A 25,908-nucleotide genomic window follows, 5' to 3' on the forward strand; every position below is an offset into this window, starting at 1 on the left:
TATCTCAGCTTCAATCCCCGGATGTGTGCCACAAACGCGCCCGAGAACCCTGAAGAAACGTGTGTGAAGGCTCCGAATCGGGCTACGTGCACGACAGACGGCCAATGATCTGGCAGAATTGATGCGCGCCTTCGGGTGCGGTCCGCTTTGGTGTAACGGCAGCACGGCAGCCTTTGGAGCTGTCCAGTCTAGGTTCGAATCCTAGAGGCGGAGCTGTAAGAGATTCTGGAAACCCAAGCGCTCCTATTTCGAGACCCTTGTGGAAGGGTCTCATGTGGGGTGTTGTGCGACCTGGGCTGAACCCTGAGTTGGGGGCTAGCTGACGTCTGATTGCCGCTGTACTCTCTGGATGATTCCTGACTCGCTAACCGCTTAAACCCGAGAGGCTTTGCCACCGATGTATCGCGGCTCCGTTGTTCTGCTCGTCGTGGCTGTGCTGGCGCTCGCGGGATGTTCGTCCTATGTGGGCATTCAAGACGACAATCAACCGCCTCAGGAGCACCCTCAGGTCGAAGGCGAAAACTCCGAAGATCCACAGCCGGCCGAAAGCGAAGTGAGCAGCGGATGGCGCTGCATCTGGGACCCGACCTACAACGACGACTGGCACGACGACTACGTCTGCTCGAATGGCACAGCCATCGATCGTCCCTACCTGATTCCGGAAGATTCGTTCGTGGAGTCGTGGGAGATCGAAGCCGCGGCTGCTGCCTACGAGGACAGCTTGAACCGCTAACCGCACTAGCCAGCAGAATCTCCCCCTTCTTTCAGCTCTTCCCAGATTCTGGGCGCGCGTTCTGAGTGCCGCTCATTCAGGGCAGAATAGAACTATGACCGAACACAAACTCGCCGTCATTGTTCTCGCCGCAGGCCAAGGCACTCGCATGAAGTCTGCCAAGCCCAAGGTGCTGCATCGCCTTGCCGGCCGCGAGCTCATTGGGCACGTCGTTGCCTCCGCGCGCGAGCTCAACCCCGACCACGTAATCGCGGTTGTGCGTCACCAGCGTGACGAAGTGGTGGCAACGCTCACCGAACTCATGCCCGACATTCTTATCGTCGACCAAGACGACACCCCCGGCACCGGCCGCGCGGTAGAGGTCGCTGTCGACTCTCTGCCCACCGACTTCGACGGCGACGTTGTTGTCGTCAGCGGTGATGTACCGCTTCTCGACTCGGCCACTCTCGCGTCGCTGCTCGCCCAGCACCGCACGCAGTTAGCGGCGGCCACCGTGCTCTCAGCCATCCTCGACGACGCCACCGGCTACGGCCGTGTCGTTCGCGATGCCAACGGCGGCCTCGACCGCATCGTTGAGCAAAAAGATGCCAACGCCGACGAGATCGCCATCACCGAGATCAACTCGGGCACCTACGTGTTCCAAGTTGGCCCGCTGCGCGAACAGCTCGTGCGCATCACGACCGACAACGCTCAGTCGGAGAAGTACATCACCGACGTCGTCGGCCTTCTTCGCGGAGTCGGTGCCACGGTTGCTGCGATGCCCGTGACCGCCGGCTGGATGGTCGCTGGAGTCAACGACCGCGTTCAGCTGGCCGAAGCTGCTCGCCGCATGAACGAGCTCATCGTGCAGAAGTGGCAGCGAGCGGGAGTCACTATCGAAGACCCCGCCACCACGTGGATCGACGCCGACGTCACCCTCAACCCCGACGTTGAAATTCTCCCTGGTACCCAGCTCAAGGGCGCAACGCTCGTGCAGTCCGGCGCCATCATCGGCCCGGATACGACCCTCGTTGACTGTGAAGTTGGCGAGAATGCGGTCGTCAAGCGCACGGATGCCACGCTCAGCGTGATCGGCGCCAACGCCTCCGTCGGCCCCTTCGCCTACCTTCGCCCCAACACGAAGCTGGGCGTCAACGGCAAGATCGGTACCTTCGTCGAGACCAAGAACTCCAGCATTGGTAAGGGCAGCAAGGTGCCTCATCTCAGCTACATCGGTGACACCGAAGTGGGCGAACAGTCCAACGTAGGCGCCGGCACCATCACGGCAAACTACGACGGCGTGAACAAAAACCGAACGGTTGTAGGGGCTCACGTTCGCACCGGATCGCACAACGTCTTCGTCGCTCCGGTTAGGATTGGTGACGGAGCGTACACCGGAGCCGGTTCGGTCATCCGAAAAGATGTACCGGCAGGCTCCTTGGGCATCAACGTCGCTCCACAGCGCAATATCAGTGGCTGGGTTGAAACCAATCGCGCGGGCACTGCAGCGGCTCAAGCAGCTGCTGCAGCAAACGACGATAACGACGCCTGACCGAAGTACGCCGTAACCGCGGCAGAGAGCGAGTCCCCCCCCCGTGGCCAGCATCAAGATCTCCGGTCAAAAGCGACTCGTGCTTGTTTCCGGGCGTGCACACCCGCAACTCGCGATCGACATCGCGACGGAGCTGGGCAGCGAGCTCGTTCCCACTGACGCGCGTACCTTTGCGAACGGCGAAATCTACGCCCGCTACGACGAAAGCGTTCGCGGTTGCGACGCCTTCGTCATCCAGTCGCACACTGAGCCCATCAACGAGTGGCTCATGGAACAACTGATCATGGTGGATGCCCTCAAGCGTGCCTCGGCCAAGCGCATCACCGTTGTCTCGCCCTTCTACCCCTACGCCCGTCAAGACAAGAAGGGCCGTGGTCGCGAGCCGATCAGCGCCCGTCTCATCGCTGACCTGTACAAAGCTGCCGGCGCCGACCGCATCATGAGCGTCGACCTGCACGCTGCTCAGATTCAGGGCTTCTTCGACGGCCCCGTCGACCACCTCTTCGCCATGCCCGTGCTCCTCGAGCACTTCAAGCAGCAGCTTGACCCCGAAACTCTCACCGTCGTCAGCCCCGACATGGGGCGCGTACGCGTCGCTGACATCTGGAGCGACAAGCTCGGTGCTCCGCTGGCCATCATCCACAAGCGCCGCGACCCGCTGGTTCCCAACCAGGTCACCGTTCACGACATCGTGGGTGACGTTGACGGTCGCGTCTGCCTGCTCGTCGACGACATGATCGACACCGGCGGAACGATCGTCAAGGCTGCAGAGGCGCTCAAGAAAGCTGGCGCCCTCAAGGTCGTTGTTGCGGCAACCCACGCGATCTTCTCCGACCCCGCTCCCACGATTTTGCAGAGCGACTTCATCGACTCCGTAGTTGTCACCGACACCCTGCCCGTGCCGGAACACAAGCGGTTCCCCACGCTCACCATCCTGCCGATCGCTCCGCTGCTGGCGCGCGCCATCCACGAAGTATTCGACGACGGATCCGTGACCTCGATGTTCGACGGCGCCGCCTAAATTTCTCGCAGTGTTTGGTGCCCCGGTGTAATCGGGTGCCCGGTGGGCGGCATACAGTTAATCCATGACTGTGTTGTCCGACCGACCTTGGTTCTCTAGCTACGCCGAGGGCGTTGCCCACGAAATTCCGCTGCCCGAGGGGTCACTGTACGATCTCGTCGCCGCGACGATCGCCGAATACCCGCGCGCGGTTGCGCTCGAGTTCTTCGGCCGTGAAACCACGTACGCCGAACTCGGCGAGCAGATCGAGCGTGCCGCCGAAGGCCTGCGTTTGTTGGGCGTGCAAAAGGGCGACACCGTTGCTCTCGTGCTGCCGAACTGCCCGCAGCACATCGTCGCGTTTTATGCCGTGCTGCGCCTTGGCGCCATCGTGGTCGAGCACAACCCGCTCTACACGCCGCGCGAACTGCGCCACCAGTTTGAAGACCATGGTGCCCGCGTCGTGATCGCCTGGAACAACGTCGTCGACACTCTTCAGGAGATGCCCGCGGACGCCGCGGCCGAGACGATCATCTCGGTCGACGTCACGCGTGCGATGCCGCTGAAGACCCGTGCGCTGCTGCGCTTGCCCATCGCGAAGGCTCGGGAATCGCGTGCCGCTCTCACGACCGCCGTACGCGGAACGATCGTGTGGGAAGACCTGCTCAAGTCGAAACGCATCGACGAGCGCATTGTTCGCCCCGACGCGAACGATCTGGCGCTCATCCAATACACGAGTGGCACGACGGGCAACCCCAAGGGGGCGATGCTCAGCCACCTCAACCTTTCGGTCAACGCGGCTCAGGCGCGCGCCTGGGTGCCCGCCGTTCCTAAGGGCACTGCTGTGGTCTACGCGGTTCTGCCGATGTTCCACGCGTACGGGCTCACTCTGTGCCTCACCTTCGCGATGAGCATGGGGGCGCGCCTCGTGCTCTTCCCCAAGTTCGACCCTGATCTTGTGTTGCCCGTTATCAAGAAGCGCCCCGCCACCTTCCTGCCCGCCGTGCCGCCGATCTACGAGCGCCTTACGGCTGCTGCGGATGCCGCTGGCGTCTCCCTCAAGGGCATCGAGATCGCAATTTCCGGTGCCATGCCGCTCTCGGCGTCAGTCGTGGAGCCGTGGGAGGAGCGCACGGGCGGAACCCTCGTGGAGGGTTACGGTCTGTCGGAGACAAGCCCGATCCTCATCGCGAACCCGGTTGGCCCTTCGCGTCGCGCCGGTACCGTCGGGCTACCCCTGCCCAACACCGAGATTCGCGTGGTGGACCCCGAGAACCCGACGGTCGATCGTGCCGCGGGGGAGGAGGGCGAGCTGATCGTTCGCGGCCCTCAGGTGTTCTCGGGATACTGGGACAAGCCCGAAGAAACCGCCGAGGTCTTTGTGAAGGCAACGGATGATGGCGGCAATTGGTTCCGCACGGGTGACATCGTCACGGTAGACCCGGGTGGTTTCGTCACGATTGTTGACCGCATCAAAGAATTGATCATCACGGGTGGCTTCAATGTGGCCCCGAGCGAGGTCGAAGAGGCGCTCCGCCAGCAGCACACGATCGCTGACGCCGCGGTAGTCGGTATGCCGAGTGAACACAGTGGCGAGGATGTCGTTGCCGCCGTCGTGCTCGCACCGGGAGCATCCCTCGACGAAAGTGCCGTTCGCGAGTTGTTGCGCCGTAACCTCGCGGCCTACAAGGTGCCCAAGCGTGTGGTGGTGGTTGACGAGCTTCCGCGGTCGCTCATCGGCAAGGTGCTGCGTCGCCAGGTGCGAGAGCAGCTGCTCGAGAAGGACTAGGTGTTGTCGGCCGGGCTCGTCGGAAGAACGGCGGGGCCGGGGATGAGCCCCAGCGAGCGCAAGAGGGTTTCGCCACCGTTGAATGAAACCGCGTAGCACTTCCAGCCGGGATCGCCGTCGCCGGTGAGCTCGAAGCGCACGTCGTACGAGACGGCCTGAGGCGCGAGGTAGTCGGTGTAGATAGCGCAGGTGCGATGAGCCGTGTTGTTGGCCGTGCCTGCCGCCGAGACGATGCCGGGCACTACGAGACCGATGAGACCGAGAACGACAACGACGCGCATCACGGACTTGAAAGCGCGTGAGCGTAGCGGGCGATCCCCGTGCGGTACGTAGCCGTCGAGTTCGGGGTTTTCGTCAGACAAGCTCATGGTGGTGCCATTCTGTCACTCACCGCTGGGGATATCCCCGCGCGGACGCCGAAAGACAAAAATGGCGGCGAACCGAGGTCCGCCGCCATCTCCATTAGTGCACGTGCTTAGTGCGAGTCAGTCGCTTCGATCTCGCTGCGGTCACCCGACCACAGAGTGTGGAAGGTGCCATCCATATCAACGCGCTTGTAGGTGTGAGCACCGAAGAAGTCGCGCTGTCCCTGAACGAGCGCGGCAGGCAGGCGCGGTGCGCGCAGGCTGTCGTAGTACGCGAGCGATGACGAGAACGCGGGAGTCGGGATGCCGGCGGCGGCAGCGCCAGCGACAACGCGGCGCCAAGAATCCTGCGTGCCTGCCATTGCGTCGGTGAAGTACGGCGCGGTAACGAGAGCCACGAGACCGGGGTTCTCGGCGTAGGCCTCGGTGATGCGGTTCAAGAAGCGTGCACGGATGATGCAGCCACCGCGCCAGATCTTGGCGATCTCGCCCTTCTTGATGTCCCAGTTGTACTCTTCAGCGCCGGCGACGATTGCGTCGAAGCCCTGGCTGTACGCGATGATCTTCGAAGCGTAGAGAGCCTGGCGAACATCCTCGATGAAAGCAGCCTTGTCTTCGACAGCAGGCAGCGAGCTCGGGCCGGGCAGCGCTGCGGATGCGGCGCGCTGAGCAGGCTTCGACGAGACGGCGCGAGCGAACACAGCTTCGGCGATGCCCGAAACGGGTACTCCGAGGTTGAGGGCAGTCTGCACGGTCCACACGCCGGTTCCCTTGGAACCAGCCTGGTCGAGAATGATGTCCACGAGAGGCTTGTCAGTCTTGGCGTCGACCTGGCGCAGAACTTCTGCGGTGATCTCGATGAGGTAGCTCTCGAGCTCGCCCTTGTTCCACTCGGCGAAGATGTCGGCGATCTCCGCGGGGGTAGCGCCGGTGCCCTGGCGGATGAGGTCGTAGGCCTCAGCAATGAGCTGCATGTCGGCGTATTCGATGCCGTTGTGAATCATCTTGACGAAGTGACCTGCACCGTCGGTGCCCACGTGGGTCACGCAGGGCTCGCCTTCGGCCACAGCGGCGATCGACTTGAGGATCGGGCCGAGGGTCTCCCACGCTTCAGCGGAACCGCCGGGCATGATCGACGGGCCGAGCAGCGCGCCCTCTTCGCCGCCGGAGATACCAGCGCCCACAAAGTTGATGCCGGTCTCGCGCACTGCCTTCTCGCGACGGATAGTGTCGGTGAAGAGCGCGTTGCCGCCATCGACGATGATGTCGCCGGGTTCGAAAGCTTCTGTCAGAGCGTCGATCACGGCATCCGTGCCCTTGCCGGCCTGCACCATGATGATGGCGGTGCGTGGCTTCGACAGCGACGCCGCAAATTCTTCATAGGTGGATGCCGGAACGAAGTTGGCTTCGGGGTGCTCGGCGAGCAGCGTCTCGGTCTTCGAGTAGGAGCGGTTGTAGATGGCAACGGTGTTGCCCTCACGGCTCGCGAGGTTGCGGGCGAGGTTCGAGCCCATAACTGCGAGCCCTACTACGCCAATGTTTGCGGATGCTTGCTCAGCAGCGGTCATATCGTTCACTCCTTGACTCTGGGACAAAGTGGTGGGCCGATGCAGCGCGGCTGGTTGGCCCAATCATCAAGCCTAGGGCACACCGTGCAGCGGGCTCGCGGCATCCATTCAGTCTCGCTTCGCTGAGGGCGCTCAGGAAGCGAGGAGTAGCGTGAGGCGCATGACTGAACCTGTGATTGTTACCGCCGTTTTCCGCATCCGCCCCGAAAGCCGGGATGCGGTCGTTGCCGCCTTTGAGCCCGCGTTGACCGCCGTGCACGACGAGCCGGGGTGTGAACTGTACGCGATGCACGAGGCAGCCGACGGCTCCTTCGTGATGATCGAGAAGTGGGAATCAGAAGCACTGCTCGACGCTCATGGGTCGAGCCCCGCTGTGGCCGCTCTCGTGGGCGATATCAAAGACCACCTGACCGCCGAGGTCTCGGTGCTGCGCATGACGGCGCTGCCCATGGGCTCACCAGGCAAGGGCGCGCTCTAGAAAGTCGCGACTCGCTAGTCGTGAGCAGCTAGCAGCGCGCAACGACCGGCTGGCACCTAGTAACGTTCGGGCTCTGGCCCGAGCGTGAACCGGCGCCCGGTCACGTCTGTCGGCTTGATTTCTACCCAGACGTATTTGAGCGTCGGGATCAGCGGCGTGAGTGGCAGTTGGTCGGCTTCGTAAATCTCGTCTTGAGATTCGATGATGCGCGCCGTGCCTTTAGCGACAACGCTCCAGGCGGAGTGCGGCCCAACGTAGTCCGTTTCGAAAGCCACTCGATCGTTGATCGTGAGCTTGAGCAATTTGGTGCCCTGCGCTGTACGCAGAAGGAGCCGATTCTTCACGGCGATGAAGTTCACCGGGGTGATCTCAGGCTCTCCTTGAAAGCTGACCGCGATTCTGCCGAGGGTGGCCGTTCGCAGCAGTTCCCAGCAGGTCTCCGGTGTCAGTTCTTCGACCGGATCGTTCAGGTTCTCGCTCATAGCAATTCCTTCCCTTGCCTCATCCTCCCACCGCGGTGGTCTCGGCGCTAGGGCATGAGCAGAGCATCCGAAAGCAAGCTTCGGAGATATTTGCTCAACAAGTTTGCATTAAGTCTGCTTTAAGGCACACTGGTCAGATTGATATCAGACGTAACGATGCGTCGAATGTTAGGAAGACCGTGGCTTCACAATTTCCACCCCTCATCGTGATGGGTGTCTCTGGATCAGGTAAGTCGACCGTTGGTGCAGCCCTCGGCACCGAACTGGGCATGCAGTTCATCGACGGTGACGACCTTCACCCTCGTGCCAACAAAGAAAAGATGGCAGCCGGTCACGCCCTCAACGACGAAGACCGCGCCCCGTGGCTGGAGATCATCGCCGAACGCATCGGTGCCGAACTCGCTGACGGCAACCCCATCATCGTCGCCTGCTCATCCCTCAAGCGTTCTTATCGCCGCATGCTCACGGCCTACGCGCCCACCACTGTGTTTGTGCACTTGCGCGGCGAACGCGAAGTCATCGCGGAACGCCAGTCGCACCGCAACCACGAGTACATGCCCAACAGCCTGCTCGACTCCCAGTTCGACACCCTTGAACCGCTCCAGGACGACGAGCGCGGTGTGCTCGTCGACCTCACCCAGACTCCGGACGAGATCGTCCGGTCCATCAAAAAAGACCTCACCGACACCTTCGTCGACTGAGCTGCACAAAAGAAGTTAGGACAATGATGACCGACCTCCAACTGCTGTGGGAGTTGCCCACGTGGGGCCTTCTCCTGCTGGCCGCCGGCGCGATTGCGCTCCTGCTGCTGCTGATCATCGTGGGGCGCGTTCACGCGTTCCTCTCCCTGATCATCGTCAGCCTCGTAACTGCCGTGGCTGCAGGTATTCCGACGAACCAGATAATCCCAACCCTCACATCGGGCTTCGGTGGCACGCTTGCCAGCGTTGCCCTGCTGGTCGGTTTGGGTGCGATGCTCGGGCGGATGCTCGAAATGAGTGGTGGAGCACAGGTGCTCGCCGACTCGCTCATCCGCCGCTTCGGTGAGAAGCGCGCACCGCTCGCTCTCGCTGTTGCCTCGCTCATGATGGGTTTCCCCATCTTCTTCGACGCTGGTCTTGTCGTCATGTTGCCGATCATCTTCACGGTGGCTCGTCGCCTTGGTGGATCGCTGCTCTTCTACGCCTTCCCGTCGGCTGTGGCCTTCTCGGTCATGCACATCTTCGTGCCGCCGCACCCCGGCCCCGTTGCCGCCACCGGCCTGCTCGGTGCTGACGTTGGGCTCGTCCTCATCTTCGGTCTCATCGTGGCACTGCCCACCTGGTACGTCGTCGGCTACAAGTTCGGCACCTGGACCGGTAAGCGCTTCGACGTTGCCATCCCCAACATCCTCTTCGGAAGCCAGGATGACGAGAAGGCCGCTCAGTTCAAGTCGAACCCCAAGCTCGGCACGATTCTCTTCCTGCTCCTGCTGCCCCTCGTTCTGATCTTCATGAACACGGGACTCAACGCCCTCGCTACCGCCGGTGTGGTTGACCTCGAGAACCCCGTTGTTCAGGTTCTGCGCCTTCTCGGCGAGACCCCCATCGCGTTGCTCATCACCGTCGTCTTCGGAATGTGGCTGCTCGGATGGAAGCGAAACAAGGAGCGCACGCTCATCGAGACCATCGTCGACAGCGCGCTCGGCCCGGTTAGCTCGATCATCCTCATCACCGGTGCCGGTGGAATGTTCGGTGGAGTACTGCGTGCCAGCGGAATCGGCGCCAGCATCGCAACCTCGCTCGAGTCGATCGGCATGCCGCTCATCGTTGCTGGCTTCGTGATCGCTGCAATCATCCGTGTGGCTCAAGGTTCGGCTACTGTCGCGCTCACCACTGCGGCAGCACTCATCCAGCCCGTCGTTCTCGCTGACGCCTCGCTCAACCCCGTCGAACTCGCCGCCATCGTGCTCGCGCTCGCCGCCGGTTCAGTGTTCGCGGGTCACGTCAACGACTCGGGCTTCTGGCTGGTCAGCCGCTTCTTCGGCATGGACACCCAGACCACCCTGCGCACGTGGACCGTCGGCCAGGCACTCATCGGTGTCATGGGCTTCGCGATCGCGTTCGTCATTTTCATCATCGCCGGATTGTTCTAGGAGATAGCCGTGGCATCCACTCTGTTTGACCTCACTGGGCGCATCGCCCTCATCACCGGATCGAGCCGAGGAATCGGGCGCGTCATTGCGCAAGCCCTCGCCGAAGCCGGTGCAACGATCGTGCTGAACGGTCGCGATGAGGAGCGCCTTGCCGCTACTCACGCCGACTTCAGCGCCGAGTTTGGGGTCGAACGCGTCTACGCTCGCGCGTTTGACGTAGCGGATGCCACGGCTGTCGCCACCGCAATTGCCGAGATCGAGGCATCCATTGGTTCGATCGGGGTGCTCGTGAATAATGCGGGCATCCAGCATCGCGAACCGATGCTCGACCTCGACGTGGAGGACTGGAACCGAGTCATCTCCACCAACCTCACCAGCGCGTTCCTCGTCGGCCGTGAAGTTGCGCGCCACATGTTGGCGCGTGGTGAGGGCAAGATCATCAACATTGCTTCGGTGCAGGCTGACTTGGCGCGACCAACTATCGGGCCGTACACGGTCTCGAAGGGCGGCATCCGCAATCTCACTCGTGCCATGACTGCAGAGTGGGCGAGTGGTGGGTTGCAGATCAATGCGATCGCCCCCGGCTACATTCATACCGAAATGACGCAGGCGCTCGTCGACGACGACACCTTCAACAACTGGATTCTCGGGCGCACACCCGCCGGTCGTTGGGGCACTCCCGCCGATCTGGGCGGCCCTGCCGTCTGGCTTGCCTCGAGTGGCTCCGACTACGTCAACGGCCAGGTCATCTTCATCGATGGCGGAATGACGGTCGTCGTCTAACCTCCTGCTTTACCGCCGAGCGTCGCTGCCGGCACCGTTCTACAGAAAAGATTGTCATGACAAGTGCAGCCCCCGCCGAAACTCTCGCGGTCACGATTCACGCTCAAGATGACTTGCGCGTGGAGAGCATTCCGTTGGCCGCTCCGGCCGCCGACGAAGCCGTGATCCAGATTGCGTTCGGCGGGGTCTGCGGGTCTGACCTGCACTACTGGTCGCACGGTGCGGCGGGGGAGTCGATCCTCAAGGCGCCGATGATTCTCGGCCATGAGGTCGTCGGCACCGTCATTCAGCAGGCTGCTGATGGCACCGGCCCTGTCGCGGGAACAGCCGTGGCCGTGCATCCGGCAACCCCCGGCGGCACCGAGCCTCGCTGGCCTGAAGACCGCCCCAACCTTTCGCCCGGCTGCACCTACCTCGGCAGCGCGGCACGCTTCCCGCACACCGAAGGTGCCTTCGCCGAGTTCGTTACTGTGCCCAGCCGGATGCTGCGAGAACTCCCCAGCTCGTTGACCCTGCGCGATGCCGCGCTCGTCGAACCCGCCAGCGTGGCCTGGCATGCAGTTTCTCGTGCTGGTGACGTTCGCGGAAAACGGGCTCTCGTCATTGGCGCTGGCCCCATCGGCGCCCTCATCGTCGCCGTGCTCAAGCGTGCCGGTGCCAGCGAGATTGTGGCCGTCGACATGTTCGCTGGCCCGCTAGCCATCGCCCGCCAGGTCGGCGCAACCGAGACTCTTCATGCCACCGATGTGGATGCCATCGCCGCCGTCGATGCCGACATCGTCGTCGAATCATCGGGCAGCTACCGCGGTCTCGAGTCCGCCGTGCGAGGTGCAACTCGTGGCGGCCGCGTGGTCATGGTGGGGCTCTTGCCCTCCGGCCAGCAGCCCGCACTCATCTCACTCGCGATCACGCGCGAGCTTGAACTCGTTGGGTCATTCCGCTTCAACGACGAGATCGACGAAGTGATTGCGGCACTCGCCGACGGCAGCCTCGTTGTTGGCCCGATCGTGACGCACGAGTTCGCGGCATCCGATGCTCACGAGGCCTTTGCCGTTGCTAAGGACTCGGAGAACAGCGGCAAGGTGCTGCTGCGCTTCTAGGGCGCTGACCGTCTCGCGCTGAGTTCGTAGCGTGCTGCGTTTCTTGCGCGACGTCTAGTCGAGGAAGATACGCGGTTCGCCAGCCCAGATGGGTTCGACTTCTTCGATCGTGCGGCTCATGATGCGCTCCATGGAGGCAAACGCGTCGGCCGGGCGCTTGCCCTGGATGGCATCCGCAACATCCACGTGCAGTTGCAGTGCTTCTTCGTGCGGGGTCGACGGCATGAGCCCGCGGTGGGTGCGGCCCGTCAGCACTTCGGCGATCACGCGGTCGAGGCGTGCGAACATCTCGTTGCCGCTCGCGGCAAGAACCAGCGAATGAAAGCGGATGTCGAGCTCAAGAAACAGATCAAGGTCGCCAGAGCGCCCCACGGCCCGCATTCGCGCGGCCAACGCCAGTAGCTCGCCGGCGGCTTCGTCGGAGGCGTGCAGGGCTGCGAGTTTCGCGGCCTGCGGTTCGATGGCGCTGCGCAGCTCGGTGAGGGAGCGCAGTTGGCGTCCGTTCTCGGCCTGCTCGAGGCGCCACCGGATCACGAGTGGGTCGTAAAGGCTCCACTCTGACATTGGCAGCACGCGCATCCCGACCCGCTTGACGGAGGCCACCATGCCGAGCGATTGCAGCACACGCACGGCTTCACGAACGACCGAACGCGAGACGCTGTAACGCTCTTCGAGCTGCTCGGCGAGGATCGTGGATTCAGGGGAGATCTCGCCCGAAACGATGCTGAGCCCGAGATCGTTGAGCACGCGTGCGTGAAGACTTCCGGGCATGCATCAAGAGTAGTCGTTCTGTAGCGGTCATTGAGTGGGACGGAGAGCCCAGGATTCGTGGCTGACAGGAGCTATTAACCGTGTAAACTCGGCAGTTGAACTTCGGCGAGGGAACCATTCGGTTCCGTTATCGACGCGGCGGGCAAGTCTCAGGGCTATTTCCTCACAGGGCTTTTCCTCACGCGGCAGATCTATGGTCTGCCGGCGTTCGAGTTGAACTACAGACAAAGATCTGGGCACTGAGCCCGCTACGAGCACTCCGTTCGTTGCAGGCACTGAGCTCACTACTGACTTCGGTCGAACAGGAGATAACTATGGCTAAGCCAGGCGTAAACCACGTTGTTACAGATGCTCGTGATTCTTTCGGTAAGGGTGCTGCTCGTAAGCTCCGTGCCCTCGGCAAGATTCCTGCCGTCATCTACGGTCACGGCACCGACCCCATCCACGTTGCTCTTCCGGGCCACGAGATCGCTTTGATCCTGCGTAAGTCGAACCAGATCTTGGACCTCGACATCAACGGCAAGAGCCAGCTCGCCCTCGTGAAGGACGTGCAGAAGGACCCCGTTCGCCAGATCATCGAGCACATCGACCTCGTCGTCATCCGCAAGGGTGAAAAGGTCATCGTTGACGTGCCGATCCACGTCACCGGCGAGTCGGCTCCTGGCACCCTTGCCAACCTCGACGCACCGACCATCTCGGTTGAGGCTGAAGCAACTCACATCCCTGAGTACTTCACCGTTGACATCGAGGGCCGCGAAGAAGGCGCTCACATCTACGCTGCCGACGTCGAGCTCATCGAAGGCTCGAACCTGCTCTCCGACCCCGAGCTTCTCGTTGTCGCTGTCAGCATGCCGCGTGCCTCGGTTGAAGCCGAAGCTGCTGAAGAAGAAGCCGCTGCTGTTGCTGCAGAGGCCGCTGCAGAGGCTGCTGAATAATCAGATTCTTCCGCAAGCGAGAAATCGTGGATGACCAATGGTTAGTAGTCGGGCTCGGTAACCCCGGGCCCGGCTACGCCGGTAATCGCCACAACGTGGGCCACATGGTGTTGGCTCACTTGGCTGACGAACTGTCGGCCACTTTCAAGAACCACAAAGCTAACGCTGCCGTGGCAGAAGGCCGAAGCTTCGGGGATGGCCCCAAGCTGATTCTGGCTAAGCCCAATTCATTCATGAATCTTTCGGGCGGCCCTACGGCAGCACTTATGCGGTTCTACAAGATTCCTGTCGAGCGTCTCATCGTCGTGCACGATGAGCTCGACATTGACTTCGATACCGTGAAGCTCAAGACCGGTGGCGGTCACGGCGGCCACAACGGCATCCGCGATATTGCTGCCGCTGTCGGTTCTCCCGATTTCACGCGTGTTCGCGTCGGTATCGGCCGCCCTCCCGGCCGCCAGCCCGCCGCTGATTTCGTTCTCCGAGACTTCTCGGGCGACGAGCGCAAGGTGCTGCCGAACCTCCTGGGCGACGCGGCGGATGCCGTAGCTATGGTCGCCAAAGAGGGTCTCGAAGCAGCCCAGCAGCGTTTCCACAGCCCGCGCTAGTTGTGCGCCGGGCGCTGCGCCGCGCCGACCTAGAGCGTTGCCGCGCAAATCGTGCAATCCTGCTGCGCTGTGGGTGAACTCTCATCGCAGCGTCGGTGGCCGCGAGTAGAGTAATCCGGTGACTCTCGACGGAATTATCTCAGCGCTTTCGCGCGCCCAAACTGTAGAGAGCGCCCTGCGTTACTCGCAACGTAGCGCCGACTTCTCACTCGTCGAAGGGCTGCGGGCGCCCCTTATCGGCGGCCTGCTCACAGCTTCTGACGCACCGCGCTCGATGCTCGCGGTGACCGCTACCGGTCGCGAATCTGAATCTCTGCGCCGCTCGCTCGCGAGCTATCTTCCCGACGCTCAGATCGTGGAGTTCCCCGCGTGGGAGACTCTGCCGCACGAGCGGCTGAGCCCGAGTGCCGAAACGGTCGGCAAGCGCATGCAGGCGCTGCGCGACCTGGCTAAGTGGCAAGCTAACCCGGTTGGCCAGTTTGTGCTGGTGGCATCCGTGCGGGCGGCGCTGCAGCCCATCGCCGACAACCTCATCACGATCGAGCCGGTCATGCTCACGAAGGGCGGTCGCAACTACGACCTCTCCGCGCTCTCGGAGCGCCTCGTGGCACTGGCATATTCCCGTGTCGACATGGTGACTCGCCGTGGTGAATTCGCGGTGCGCGGTGGCATCCTCGACGTCTTTGCGCCCAACCACGAGCATCCGCTCCGTCTCGAATTCTTCGGCGACGAGCTCGAGCAGATGCGCGAGTTCTCGGTCGCCGACCAGCGGTCAATCGATGGTGACATCGAGTACGCCGAACTCGTGCCGAGCCGGGAGCTGCTGCTCAGCGATTCGGTACGCCAACGCGCCCGCGAAATGCAGCACGAGTTTCCGAGCCTCTCCACAATGCTGGCCAAGATAGCCGAGGGCATTCCCGTCGATGGCATGGAGTCGCTCGCGCCCGCTCTCGTCGACAAGCTCGTGCCACTGACGCATTACCTTCCCGCGGATGCCGCCATTGCGGTTCTCTCGCCCGAGAAGGTGTCGTCGCGTGCCGTGAACCTCGCCGAAACCAACCAAGAATTCTTGAGTGCTGCGTGGAATGCCGCGACTGCTGGCGCCGAAGCGCCCATCGACTTGGATGCCGGTGACTTTGTCACGCTCACCACGCTTCGTGCGTCTGCAGGGGATCGCCCCTGGTGGACCCTCAGCACCTTCGACTCGGGCGAAGCGGATGCCGCGAACCTGATCGATGCCGCAGAAGAAGCATCCGAATACGTGCGCATCGATGCCACCGCCACGCCCTCGTTCGCAGGGACCCTTGATGGCGCCCTCGACCATGTCGGCACGTTGCTCGCCGACGGTTGGACGGTGGCGATCGTGGCCGAAGGCGCCGGGCTTGTGGAGCGCACCGCTGACCTGCTCGGGGAGCGCGAGCTCTCCGGGCGCGCGGTTGACGCATTCCCCGAGACCACGGAACCCGGGGTCGCGTACTTGCTGCGGGCATCCGTCGATCATGGTTTCGCCATGCCCGAAGCGAAGCTTGCGGTGCTGAGCGAGGGCGAATTCTTTGGCCGTTCTGTCGGCTACGCCTCGCGCCCGGCGCGCAAGCTCGCCACCCGCCGCAAGAATGTCGTCGACCCGCTGCAGCTCAAGAGTGGCGATCACGTGGTGCACCAGACCCACGGCATCGGCAAGTTCATCGAACTCGTCACGCGGCAGGTCAGCACGGGCGGCCGCAATGCGGTCAAGACGCAGCGCGAATTCCTGGTGCTGGAGTACGCGCCCAACAAGCGCGGTTACCCCGGCGACAAGCTCTATGTACCTACCGATCAGCTCGATCTACTGTCGCGTTATGTTGGCGGCGAAGCCCCCTCGCTCAACAAGATGGGCGGCTCTGATTGGTCGGCAGCAAAGAGCAAGGCGCGCAAGGCTGTTCGCGACATCGCTGTCGAGCTCGTCAAGCTGTACAGCGCGCGCATGGCCAGCAAGGGCCACGCTTTCGGGCCGGATACCCCGTGGCAGCGCGAGCTTGAAGAGGCCTTCGCCTACGCCGAAACCCCTGACCAATTGACCACCATCGACGAAGTCAAAGCCGACATGCAGAGCCCGGTTCCGATGGACCGCCTGCTCAGCGGAGATGTCGGTTACGGCAAGACCGAGGTTGCCGTTCGCGCGGCCTTCAAAGCGGTGCAGGATGGCAAGCAGGTCGCCATGATCGTGCCGACCACTTTGCTCGTGCGTCAGCACATGGAGACCTTCGCCGATCGCTTCGCCGGCTTCCCCGTGCACTTGCGCGCGCTCAGTCGCTTCCAGACCGAGAAGGAGTCCCGCGAAACGGTAGCGGGCCTCGCCGACGGCACCGTGGATGTCGTCATCGGCACCCACCGTCTCCTTTCCAAGAGCGTCGCGTTCAAAGACCTCGGGCTCGTCATCATCGACGAAGAGCAGCGCTTCGGCGTTGAGCACAAGGATGCTCTCAAGAAGCTCAAGACCAACGTCGACATCCTGGCGATGACGGCAACCCCGATTCCGCGCACGCTGGAGATGGCCGTCACCGGCATCCGCGAAATGTCGACGCTGGCGACTCCGCCAGAAGACCGGCATCCGATCCTCAGCTTCGTTGGTCCGTACTCCGAGCGTCAGGTTGGTGCGGCAATTCGCCGCGAACTGCTGCGCGAAGGTCAAGTCTTCTACGTGCACAACCGCGTGAGCTCGATCAACCGGGTGGCGGCGAAGATTGCCGAACTGGTTCCGGATGCTCGCATCGCGATCGCTCACGGGCAGATGCCCGAAGCGGCGCTTGAGCAAGTGATGGTCGACTTCTGGGATCGCAAGTTTGACGTGCTCGTCTCGACGACGATTGTGGAAACCGGGCTCGACATCCCGAACGCCAACACGCTCATCATTGACCGTGCTGACAAGTACGGTCTCAGCCAACTGCATCAGTTGCGCGGTCGAGTGGGTCGTGGCCGTGAGCGCGCCTACGCGTACTTCCTGTACGACGAAGAGAAGCCGCTGAGCGAGACCGCTCACGAGCGTCTCGACACCATTGCCGCCAACAACGAACTGGGCGCCGGTATGCAGATCGCCATGAAGGACCTCGAAATTCGTGGTGCCGGAAACCTGCTCGGTGGCGAACAATCTGGCCACATTGCCGGGGTGGGTTTCGACCTGTACTTGCGGATGATCGGCGAGGCCGTCTCCACCTTCCGCGGTGATGTTGCCGAAGGTCAGACCGAGCTGCGCCTCGAACTGCCAGTGGATGCCAGCATCCCCGAAGACTACGTCGAGAGCGAGCGCCTGCGGCTCGAGGCGTACCAGAAGCTCTCGACGGCAAGCTCACCGTCGGCAGCAGCGGACAGCATCGATCGCGTGCTCGAAGAGCTCACTGACCGATACGGCGAGCCGCCTGAGGAAGTGAAACACCTCATCGCGGTGTCACGTTTGCGTCGGATGTCTCAGCGTTTGAAGCTAAGCGAAGTGGTTGTCATGGGCGACAAGCTGCGCATCGCGCCGGCCGATCTTCTCGACTCTAAGCAAGTGCGATTGCAGCGCATGTACCCGGGGTCCAAATACCATTCGGCGGCGTCGACGGCGATCATTCCTCTGCCGACCGGGGCCGATGATGGCGCCCTCATCGAATGGACGAAAGACCTCCTTGTATCGGTGTTCGGTGCTCAAGACACTGTCGACGAACTCAAGGAAGTTGCTCTCGCCGCGGAAGCAGCCGAAAAACTCGCGGTCGACAAGGCGGCGGCGAAAGCGGCCGAGCGGTCGAAGGCGGGCAAGGACGCTGGCTCAGCATCCGCAGCCACGAAGTAGCTGACGCTTAGGGCCGCGTCGCTTCTGGCGCGGTCGCCTCAGCAGCCGTTTCTGAGGCGGGCTTCGCGGCATCCGGTTCGACACTCACGGGCTTCGGCTTCGGTGTAAACGCGAGCGGGTTGCGGCGACCATCGATGCGGTGGACGCCTCCGATTGCCATGGGAATGAGTACGAGCGAGCGCAGGTCGATCAGCGCGTGGGTGATGATCGTCACAAGAATGCTGCCGGTGAGCACGTAGATGGCCATGAAAATGGCACCGAGCACTGTTGTGACGATGATGCCGGTGAGGCCTTGGTATGAGTGCATGAGGCCGAACAGCAGAAGACTGACGACGATAGCGACTACAGCGTTGCCGGTTGTCGCGAATAGCAGCGCTGGCAGCGCGAGCCTGAACAGCAGCTCTTCGACGACTCCGGCGTTGATCGAGAGCAGCCCGCCCAGCACGAGTTCCTGACGGTTGCGGGGGAGGATGGCTTGAACGTCGCCGACGCTCACCACCTCTTCGCCCTCCTTGCGCACGGAGATGATGGCGAGAACAGTGACGGCGATGAATCCGATTGCGAGCCCTGCGAGAACCCCAGCGGTCACGGTGGGACGTGCGGCAAGGACGCCGAGTAGCCACGCCACCCACGGCCAGGCCTGCACCTCGGTAAGCAGGGGAGCGGCGAAAGTTCCACTGGCTAGAAGAGTCGCCAGAGCGAGGCCGCCAAAGAGCGAGAACGAGATCAGCAGCCAGCGGCGCAGCATCAGCTGGCGTCGCTTAGTGGTACGAAAACGCTTGAAGCGGCGGTACTCGCGCTGGTCGCGGCGGAAGGTTCTCAGGGCTAGTGCCGTCAGCACGCCGACGAGTGCGACCCACAGCAGGGCGAGCATGAGCGGGTTGGCGGGGTCGAGCATGCACCAATCGTGCCATGGTCAGGCTGGATGCCCCAGTTGGTCCGTGATCCCCGTCTTGCGCGGTGAAAATTGCTCGCAGGTTAGCAGGAACCCCACATGCCGAGTTTCGCCGCGTACGCGTCGTCTTCGGCGTTGCGCAGCTCAGGCCAGAAGCGGTCGTTGAGCCCCACTTTGAGGGCCTCTGCGGCGCCCAGCTCGACCATGGCTAGGTTCACGAGCGTGCCATCCTGGAGGTAGACGTACAGCAGCGAGCGGCCGTAACGGTCCTCGGGTTCACGATCTTCGAGCGCCCACACGTCGGTACCTTCGGGTAGAAAGTCGCGGAGCAGTTCGCGAGCTTCGACTCCGTAGCATTCTTCGGCATCCGGTCGCTGCTGGCTGGCGAGTTCGGGAGTGTCGAGTCCGATGAGGCGTACCTTCAGTTCCTCGGAGCTCCCGTTGTCGAGGTAGAGGGTGTCGCCATCATGCACATAGGTGACGGTCGCTGCAAAAACGCCAGAAGGGATGTCGTTGCCAGTGACGTTTTCGGTCTCGTTTTCGGCATCAATGTCGGGGTCTGTCGACGATGATTCGGATGCCGAACCCGAGCCTTCCGTGCTGCCCACCAGGGACGCGCCATCGCTGTGTGATTCGGGCGAAGTAGCACTCGAGTATGCGGCAATAGCGGCGCCGCCCACGAGGGCGAGCACGATGATGACGCTGACGAGGCGAGAACGTTTGTGGGGAGCAGACACGCCACGATTCTCGCATGCGCGCGCGTCAGTATCGCGAGCAGCGGAGGCTCAACCGCGTAACGTTACCGAGTTGTCGTCGCTTCAGATGCTGTCGCCAGCACCGCGCTGGGCGGCGAGTGTTCGTGACGTCACGGCCCCCAATTGCTTGCCCCACAGTGAGTGGATCGTCTTCCAGTTGAGGCTGTCTTGGATGAAGGTGTTGCACATGTCTAAGGAGGGGAAAGCAACGTAGCTCACGCCAGGCACGGTGTCGACGACGGCGAGCGATGCCCGATTGAGTCTCGTAATTTGCAACGCGAGGAGGCGCTGAATGAAGCGTGGCATTGCTCGAAAGCGGTACATCGGCGGCACGGCCGCAACAATTACCGGGCAGTGAGGATTGGGGCCCAGACGCACGGAGTGAATGATTTCGTGGAGGCTGGTGGTCCATTCGGTCGCGGTGGTTCCGAAGAGCACGTCGGGCGGTCCGAGCACGATGACGACCGCGTCGAGATCGTGGTCCACGTTCGCGAGCTCCTTGGCGGCGCGCGCCATGGTTAGCTCGACGTCGGCGATGCTGGTCCACGAGCATCCGGATGCCAACTCACGCGCCACATAGCGCGACGTTTGCGAGACGACTCCAAGCCCATGATGAAGCAGACCGTAGCTAGATGCCGCAGCGTCTCCGATGAACAGCAATCGTGCGGGATCGGGGGCGACAACTTCGCCCTCGGGCTTGTCGGGTGGAAAGAGCGTGTTCGCTGCATCGACGCGGAAAGCGAGAAGGTTTAGCTTGAGTAGCGGCCTAAAAGCGTGGATGAGCCCAGCGACGAGACGTCGTGTCAATGGAGTGTGGGAGGAGACGTCGTCGGCGCACTCAGGAGACGTATTCTTCGGGACCACGGTTCATATAGTGGACGATTCTCGAGGTGGCGCCTCCCACGACATACCGCTTTGTTAGACGTGACTTCAGCTTACTTTTAGGAGTGGGAGGATTGGTTCATGACCGAGCCTGTTGCACCACACCCTGAACTCGACACCCTGATCGCTACCCTCGAACGGTTGCGGGCTCCGGGCGGTTGCGCCTGGGATCGTGACCAGACCCACGAGTCGCTCGTGCAGCATCTGGTTGAAGAGACCTACGAGTTGGTGGATGCGATCGAGAGCGGAGACTCGGCCGACATGGTCGAAGAACTGGGAGACGTGCTCTATCAGGTGCTCTTTCACGCTGATATCGCGACCGAGGCCGGGCGCTTCACGCTCGAAGATGTTGCCGCAAACATGACGGCAAAAATGGTTAGTCGCCATCCGCACGTCTTCGCCGACACCACCGCTGACACGGCGGATGACGTGATCGCTGCGTGGGACGAGCTCAAGAAGACGGAGAAACCGCACCGCACCAGCGTTACCGACGGCATCCCTGCGAAGATGCCCGCACTCGCTCTAGCGGACAAGCTGCTGGGCCGCGCCCACAAGGTGGGGCTTTTGGATGCCACGGCCCCCGGTGCGATCAATGTCACGGAAGAAGATGAACTGGGCCCGCTTTTGCTGGCGATTGTGGCATCCGCGAAAGCCAATGGCTTGGACTCGGAGCGGGCGTTGCGCACGGCGCTCCGGCAGTTGACCGACGAGATCAAAGAACACGAGGCTTCGCTCTAGCATCGAACTCTGACGGGTCGTGACAGAAGACCCGGGTGGGTGGTGCCCCCCTTAACCCGAATAAGGAGGGCACCGGCGCAATGCCGGCAAACGAGACATGTGATCGCACGTCGATCGTTTACAGAATGGCATCGCGCGCTGAAGGATCGGTGGGATTACCCGGCCTACCGATCCAGCGTTGGAGAAGCCCCTGGTGAGGGGGTTTCAAGTAGTTGTGGCACCGGTAACGAGTTTCCGGCACAAGGAGAAAGCATAACTGCTGCATCGTTCATTAGCAAACAACCGTTATGTTAACAACTATGGCCCGCAGACCCGACCCGACGCGCAAGCCAGCTCTTATTCAGCAAACTATTGCCTATCTTGCTGATAAACCGCTGTCTAGCCTCACATTCCGTTCGCTCGCGAAAGCGCTCGACGTTAGTACCTTCACGCTCGTCTACCATTTCGGAACACGCGCCGAGCTCATCCGCGAGATTGTGCACGCTAATGCGCGCGGAGCGAGCCCCGATGAGGCCTCCAAGCTTCCCATTACTACCCTCGACGATTACTTCGACAGCTTGTACCTGTCATGTCAGTGGACGCAGCTGCCCGAAAACCTGCACCGGCAACGTCTCGAGCTCGAAGCGGGGCTGCTCGAAGCCGTGGAGCGTGACGAGCTCAGCGTGACTCGCCCGCTGTTCAACCAGTGGATCACCATGGGCACCGCAGCCCTCGTCTCGTTTGGTCTTACCGAGGAACAAGCTCAGATCGAGGCGCGGCTGCTCGTGAACATGTTCCACGGCGTGCAATTCGATCTCGTGCTCAACCAGAACCGCGAAGCCTCCGCCGCCGTCTTCAACGCAGCCGTTAGCCACCACCGCCAGCGGATCGAGCAACTGCTCGCTGAGGTCGCGCGGTAGCAGCGAAACCCTGTCGCGTGCGAGAGAATAGGAAGCATGGCGTCAACGGTTAATCCTCCCCGCGGAATGCGGGATTTCCTTCCGGCAGAAAAGGCTCAGCGCGAGCGCGTTCTCGGCGTGATCCGGGGCAGCTATCGCGCGCACGGATTCGACGAGATCGAAACTCCGGTGATGGAAGACAGTTCACGCCTCCATGCCGGCTTGGGTGGCGACAACGAGAAGCTCGCCTTTGCGGTGATGAAACGCGGGCTCACACCAGAGAAGCTGCAGGCGGCATCCGATGCTCTCGATCTTGCTGATCTGGGGATGCGGTTCGACCTCACGGTTCCGCTCGCTCGCTTCTATGCAACCCACCGTGCTGAACTGCCCAAGGTCTTCCGTTCAATTCAGATGGCACCCGTCTGGCGTGCCGAACGCCCGCAAAAGGGCCGTTACCGCCAGTTCGTGCAGTGCGACATCGACATCATGGGCGAGGCCGGCCCCAGCGCTGAGATTGAACTCATTACTGCCACGGCAGCGACCCTCGATGCTCTCGGAGTGCAGGGCTGCACCATTCGCGTGAACGACCGTCGCTTGCTCACGAGTTCGCTCAGCATCCTTGGTTTTCCGGCCAAAGAGCACGAGGCCGTGCTGATCACCGTCGACAAGCTCGACAAGCTCGGCGCCGACGGAGTCATCGCTGAGTTGCGCGAACGCGCTTTCCCGGATGCTCCCGTGGCGGCGCTCGCTGAATTCCTTCAGCGCCCGGCGCCCGAAACCACTCCTGAATTCAGTGCGGATGCCATCCGTGCCGCTCTGCCCGCTGGCGTCACCGAAGAGGTCATCCTTGAACTCGCGGCGATCGGTCACGCGGTCGAAGCGGGCCGCGGCGACTCCGGATCGCTCATCGAGTTCGACCCGTGGTTGGTGCGGGGGATGGGCTACTACACGGGCGCGATCTTTGAGGTCGCGCATCCGTCGCTCGGCTATTCGCTCGGTGGTGGCGGTCGCTACGACGGAATGATCGGTCGCTTCTTGGGCAGTGATGTTCCGGCTGTCGGCTTCTCGCTCGGCTTTGAGCGCTTGGTTGATCTGGTTGACCTCGGTGCGGCAACGGATGACGACCAAGTTGCGCTCGTCTATGACGCCGATGTTGAGGCGGCAACTCTGGTGCGTTTGCAGGCCGCCCTGATCAAAGACGGCAAGCGGGTTCGGCTCGAGGCCCGGCCTAAGAAGCTGCCGCAGCTTCTCGACCAGCTTCGGGATGCCGGTTTCACCAGTTTCGCGACGGTCCGTGCAGAAAACGTGAGCATTGATAGCCTTGAGTTCAAGCCGCTGGGTGGTTAGCTAGCGCCCACTTTTCGAGGGAGAAAGCGTGAACGTCGCAGCAAAGCCGGTTCTTATTTTTACGGCCCTGAGCTTCGGGCTCGCGTGGTTGTTCGCTCTTCCTCTGTGGTTTACAGGCGGTCTCACGAATCCGTTCTTTACCGTGTTCGCCTTGGCGATGATGTTCACGCCGGCGATTGCGGCACTGATCGTGGTCTTCTTTGTTGAGAAGCATCCGGATGCTCGCTCCCGCCGTGCGGCGCTCGGGCTCGGTTCGGTGCGCCCCGTTGGTCGGTTCTTGCGCTACCTAGCTTTGGCGCTCGTTATTCCTCCCGTCCTCATCCTGGCGGCGCTCGTCGTCGGAGCGCTCGTGGGCGTCTATCCGGCCGACTTCGTGAATTTCTCCGGTTTCGAGGCGATGCTTGACAGCCAGCTTGAGGCGCTCGGTCAAGCGCCGCTGCCCATTCCGATTGGCCTACTCGTGGCCGCACAGTTCCTCAACGTGGCCATCGGTGCGCTCATCAACACCGTTCCCGCTCTGGGCGAAGAGCTCGGCTGGCGCGGTTGGCTGCTGCCCAAACTGCTGCCGCTCGGCGTCGTTCCCGCCATTCTCATTTCGGGCGTGATGTGGGGCCTCTGGCACGCGCCGCTCATCCTGCTCGGCTACAACTATCCCGGCGCTCCCGGCTGGCTCGCGCTCACGGCAATGGTGGGCATGACCATTGTGGTCGGCGGCGTGTTCTCGTGGCTGCGCATCCGTTCAGCGTCGGTGTGGCCGGCCGCTCTCGCGCACGGTTCGTTCAACGCGGCTGCCGGATTCTCCTTGATTTTCATCATGGTCGGCGAGAGCTTCGACCCGCTTCAGGCCAGCATTCTGGGGTGGACCGGATGGCTCGTTCCGCTGGTTCTCGTAATCGTGCTGCTGGCCACCGGGCAGTTCCGCCCGGCGTCGCCGCAGCCGGTGGTTACTCGTAACGAGTCAGCGCCCGTCGCTGGCTCGGAGTAGGCTTTCCCACGGACATCCACCACTTCCAGTCCAAACAAACTTTCTTTAAGGAGACCCCCTGTGGCTTTGATCGAAGCAGTTGGCGCCCGCGAAATTCTTGACTCCCGGGGAAACCCCACGGTCGAGGTTGAGGTTTTGCTCGACGACGGCGTAGTTTCCCGCGCCGCAGTTCCTTCGGGAGCATCCACCGGTGCATTCGAGGCTTACGAGCTTCGCGATGGCGACAAAGACCGTTACCTCGGCAAGGGCGTTCAGAAGGCCGTTGACGCGGTTATCGACGACCTCGGCCCCGCAATCGAAGGCCTCGACGCCTCCGACCAGCGCCTCGTTGACGCTGAGCTCATCGCGGTTGACGGTTCAGAGAACAAGAAGAACCTCGGCGCAAACTCGATCCTCGGTGTTTCGCTTGCCGTGGCAAAGGCTGCTGCTGACTCGGCAGACCTGCCCCTCTTCCGCTACCTCGGCGGACCGAACGCTCACGTGCTCCCCGTGCCGATGATGAACGTCATCAACGGTGGATCGCACGCCGACAGCAACGTCGACATCCAAGAGTTCATGATCCTCCCGCACGGCGCAGAGACCTTCAGCGAAGGCCTCCGTTGGGGCGTTGAGACCTACCACGTGCTCAAGGGACTGCTCAAGAGCAAGGGCCTCAGCACTGGCCTCGGCGACGAGGGTGGCTTCGCCCCCGACCTCTCCAGCAACCGCGCAGCACTCGACCTACTCATGGAAGCAATCGAGAAGGCTGGCTTCACGCCGGGCAAGGACATCGCCGTTGGCCTTGACGTTGCTGCCACCGAGTTCTACAAAGACGGTTCGTACACGTTCGAAGGTGTCTCGAAGTCCGCTGGTGACATGAGCGCGTACTACGCCGAGCTCGTTGCTGCGTACCCCCTCGTGTCGATCGAAGACCCGCTCGACGAAGACGACTGGGAGGGCTGGGCTCAGCTCACCGCCGAAATCGGTTCGAAGACTCAGATCGTCGGAGACGACCTGTTCGTCACCAACCCCAAGCGTCTCGCCAAGGGCATCGAGCTCGCCACGGCAAACTCGATTCTCGTGAAGGTCAACCAGATCGGTTCGCTCACCGAGACCCTCGACGCTGTTTCGCTGGCTCAGCGCAGCGGCTACACGGCCGTCATGTCGCACCGTTCCGGTGAGACCGAAGACACCACGATCGCTGACCTTGCGGTAGCGCTCAACACCGGCCAGATCAAGACCGGTGCACCGGCTCGCTCCGAGCGCGTAGCTAAGTACAACCAGCTGCTGCGCATCGAAGAAGAGCTCGGCGATGCCGCAGTTTACGCCGGCCGTTCCGCCTTCCCGCGGTTCAACGGCTAGCA

General features: G+C 62.3%; 24 protein-coding genes and 1 tRNA gene. 18 read left to right on the forward strand and 7 right to left on the reverse strand.

Annotated features, from left to right (window positions below):
- Positions 1-141: 141 nt before the first annotated feature.
- From ACWTV1_RS09570 to ACWTV1_RS09590, 5 genes are all read left to right on the forward strand, one after another.
- Positions 142-213, forward strand: a tRNA-Gln gene (locus tag ACWTV1_RS09570).
- Positions 214-397: 184 nt separating this feature from the next.
- The gene (locus ACWTV1_RS09575) at positions 398-733 is read left to right on the forward strand and encodes a hypothetical protein (RefSeq protein WP_498505139.1); all 336 of its coding nucleotides are present in this window, start codon (positions 398-400) and stop codon (positions 731-733) included.
- 94 nt (positions 734-827) lie between these two features.
- Positions 828-2,264: a bifunctional UDP-N-acetylglucosamine diphosphorylase/glucosamine-1-phosphate N-acetyltransferase GlmU gene (gene glmU, locus ACWTV1_RS09580; protein WP_498505140.1), complete on the forward strand. Its 1,437-nt coding sequence runs from the start codon at positions 828-830 to the stop codon at positions 2,262-2,264.
- 43 nt (positions 2,265-2,307) lie between these two features.
- The gene (locus tag ACWTV1_RS09585) at positions 2,308-3,285 is read left to right on the forward strand and encodes a ribose-phosphate diphosphokinase (protein ID WP_498505141.1); all 978 of its coding nucleotides are present in this window, start codon (positions 2,308-2,310) and stop codon (positions 3,283-3,285) included.
- A gap of 64 nt (positions 3,286-3,349) precedes the next feature.
- The gene (locus ACWTV1_RS09590) at positions 3,350-5,053 is read left to right on the forward strand and encodes a long-chain-fatty-acid--CoA ligase (RefSeq protein WP_498505142.1); all 1,704 of its coding nucleotides are present in this window, start codon (positions 3,350-3,352) and stop codon (positions 5,051-5,053) included.
- Here the strand turns inward: ACWTV1_RS09590 and ACWTV1_RS09595 are convergent.
- Both ACWTV1_RS09595 and gnd read right to left on the reverse strand, forming a co-directional pair.
- Complete coding sequence (locus tag ACWTV1_RS09595) at positions 5,050-5,421, reverse strand: hypothetical protein (protein ID WP_498505143.1); 372 nt, start codon at positions 5,419-5,421, stop codon at positions 5,050-5,052. The genes ACWTV1_RS09590 and ACWTV1_RS09595 overlap by 4 nt on opposite strands.
- Positions 5,422-5,528: 107 nt before the next feature.
- Positions 5,529-6,986 (reverse strand): NADP-dependent phosphogluconate dehydrogenase, encoded by a 1,458-nt coding sequence (gnd, locus tag ACWTV1_RS09600; RefSeq protein WP_498505144.1) that lies wholly within the window; start codon positions 6,984-6,986, stop codon positions 5,529-5,531.
- A gap of 160 nt (positions 6,987-7,146) precedes the next feature.
- On the opposite strand from gnd, the gene ACWTV1_RS09605 reads away from it, so the two are divergent.
- The gene (locus ACWTV1_RS09605; RefSeq protein ID WP_498505145.1) at positions 7,147-7,464 is read left to right on the forward strand and encodes a putative quinol monooxygenase; all 318 of its coding nucleotides are present in this window, start codon (positions 7,147-7,149) and stop codon (positions 7,462-7,464) included.
- A gap of 56 nt (positions 7,465-7,520) precedes the next feature.
- Here ACWTV1_RS09605 and ACWTV1_RS09610 read toward each other — a convergent pair whose 3' ends face one another.
- On the reverse strand, positions 7,521-7,946 hold the full coding sequence (locus tag ACWTV1_RS09610; protein WP_498478183.1) for a pyridoxamine 5'-phosphate oxidase family protein: 426 nt from the start codon (positions 7,944-7,946) through the stop codon (positions 7,521-7,523).
- A gap of 179 nt (positions 7,947-8,125) precedes the next feature.
- On the opposite strand from ACWTV1_RS09610, the gene ACWTV1_RS09615 reads away from it, so the two are divergent.
- From ACWTV1_RS09615 to ACWTV1_RS09630, 4 genes are read left to right on the forward strand one after another with little or no spacing between them, the layout of a single operon-like run.
- Positions 8,126-8,647: a gluconokinase gene (locus ACWTV1_RS09615; RefSeq protein ID WP_498505146.1), complete on the forward strand. Its 522-nt coding sequence runs from the start codon at positions 8,126-8,128 to the stop codon at positions 8,645-8,647.
- Between the two features lie 23 nt (positions 8,648-8,670).
- Positions 8,671-10,080, forward strand: coding sequence for a GntP family permease (locus tag ACWTV1_RS09620; protein ID WP_100389660.1), 1,410 nt, complete (start codon positions 8,671-8,673; stop codon positions 10,078-10,080).
- A 9-nt stretch (positions 10,081-10,089) separates the two neighbouring features.
- Positions 10,090-10,863 (forward strand): SDR family oxidoreductase, encoded by a 774-nt coding sequence (locus ACWTV1_RS09625; protein WP_498505147.1) that lies wholly within the window; start codon positions 10,090-10,092, stop codon positions 10,861-10,863.
- A gap of 56 nt (positions 10,864-10,919) precedes the next feature.
- The gene (locus tag ACWTV1_RS09630) at positions 10,920-11,963 is read left to right on the forward strand and encodes an L-idonate 5-dehydrogenase (RefSeq protein ID WP_498505148.1); all 1,044 of its coding nucleotides are present in this window, start codon (positions 10,920-10,922) and stop codon (positions 11,961-11,963) included.
- Between the two features lie 54 nt (positions 11,964-12,017).
- Here ACWTV1_RS09630 and ACWTV1_RS09635 read toward each other — a convergent pair whose 3' ends face one another.
- Entirely contained in the window at positions 12,018-12,734 is a 717-nt protein-coding gene (locus tag ACWTV1_RS09635) for a FadR/GntR family transcriptional regulator (RefSeq protein WP_498505149.1), read from the reverse strand.
- A 314-nt stretch (positions 12,735-13,048) separates the two neighbouring features.
- On the opposite strand from ACWTV1_RS09635, the gene ACWTV1_RS09640 reads away from it, so the two are divergent.
- The 3 genes from ACWTV1_RS09640 (at position 13,049) to mfd (ending at position 18,085) form a co-directional block, all read left to right on the forward strand.
- Positions 13,049-13,669 carry a 50S ribosomal protein L25/general stress protein Ctc gene (locus tag ACWTV1_RS09640; RefSeq protein ID WP_498505150.1) on the forward strand — a complete coding sequence of 207 codons (621 nt, stop codon included), beginning with the start codon at positions 13,049-13,051 and terminating at the stop codon, positions 13,667-13,669.
- A gap of 26 nt (positions 13,670-13,695) precedes the next feature.
- On the forward strand, positions 13,696-14,277 hold the full coding sequence (gene pth, locus ACWTV1_RS09645) for an aminoacyl-tRNA hydrolase (RefSeq protein WP_100389665.1): 582 nt from the start codon (positions 13,696-13,698) through the stop codon (positions 14,275-14,277).
- A 118-nt stretch (positions 14,278-14,395) separates the two neighbouring features.
- On the forward strand, positions 14,396-18,085 hold the full coding sequence (mfd, locus tag ACWTV1_RS09650; RefSeq protein WP_498505151.1) for a transcription-repair coupling factor: 3,690 nt from the start codon (positions 14,396-14,398) through the stop codon (positions 18,083-18,085).
- A gap of 7 nt (positions 18,086-18,092) precedes the next feature.
- On the opposite strand, the gene ACWTV1_RS09655 is transcribed toward mfd, so the two are convergent.
- The 3 genes from ACWTV1_RS09655 to ACWTV1_RS09665 form a co-directional block, all read right to left on the reverse strand.
- Entirely contained in the window at positions 18,093-18,983 is an 891-nt protein-coding gene (locus tag ACWTV1_RS09655) for a CPBP family intramembrane glutamic endopeptidase (RefSeq protein ID WP_498505152.1), read from the reverse strand.
- 80 nt (positions 18,984-19,063) lie between these two features.
- Positions 19,064-19,717, reverse strand: coding sequence for a thermonuclease family protein (locus ACWTV1_RS09660; RefSeq protein WP_498505153.1), 654 nt, complete (start codon positions 19,715-19,717; stop codon positions 19,064-19,066).
- 81 nt (positions 19,718-19,798) lie between these two features.
- The gene (locus ACWTV1_RS09665; RefSeq protein WP_498505154.1) at positions 19,799-20,599 is read right to left on the reverse strand and encodes an SGNH/GDSL hydrolase family protein; all 801 of its coding nucleotides are present in this window, start codon (positions 20,597-20,599) and stop codon (positions 19,799-19,801) included.
- A gap of 99 nt (positions 20,600-20,698) precedes the next feature.
- Here ACWTV1_RS09665 and ACWTV1_RS09670 point away from each other — a divergent pair, with 99 nt between their 5' ends.
- The 5 genes from ACWTV1_RS09670 to eno all read left to right on the forward strand — a co-directional run bounded on the left by ACWTV1_RS09670 (position 20,699) and on the right by eno (position 25,906).
- Entirely contained in the window at positions 20,699-21,355 is a 657-nt protein-coding gene (locus ACWTV1_RS09670; protein WP_498505155.1) for a nucleoside triphosphate pyrophosphohydrolase, read from the forward strand.
- 299 nt (positions 21,356-21,654) lie between these two features.
- The gene (locus tag ACWTV1_RS09675) at positions 21,655-22,254 is read left to right on the forward strand and encodes a TetR family transcriptional regulator (protein WP_498505156.1); all 600 of its coding nucleotides are present in this window, start codon (positions 21,655-21,657) and stop codon (positions 22,252-22,254) included.
- 36 nt (positions 22,255-22,290) lie between these two features.
- Positions 22,291-23,580 (forward strand): histidine--tRNA ligase, encoded by a 1,290-nt coding sequence (gene hisS / locus ACWTV1_RS09680; RefSeq protein ID WP_498505157.1) that lies wholly within the window; start codon positions 22,291-22,293, stop codon positions 23,578-23,580.
- Between the two features lie 28 nt (positions 23,581-23,608).
- Positions 23,609-24,565 (forward strand): CPBP family intramembrane glutamic endopeptidase, encoded by a 957-nt coding sequence (locus tag ACWTV1_RS09685; RefSeq protein ID WP_498505158.1) that lies wholly within the window; start codon positions 23,609-23,611, stop codon positions 24,563-24,565.
- 60 nt (positions 24,566-24,625) lie between these two features.
- Positions 24,626-25,906 carry a phosphopyruvate hydratase gene (gene eno, locus ACWTV1_RS09690; protein ID WP_341620378.1) on the forward strand — a complete coding sequence of 427 codons (1,281 nt, stop codon included), beginning with the start codon at positions 24,626-24,628 and terminating at the stop codon, positions 25,904-25,906.
- Positions 25,907-25,908: the final 2 nt, after the last annotated feature.

The sequence above is a fragment of the Salinibacterium sp. VpJ6 genome, from assembly GCF_059767345.1.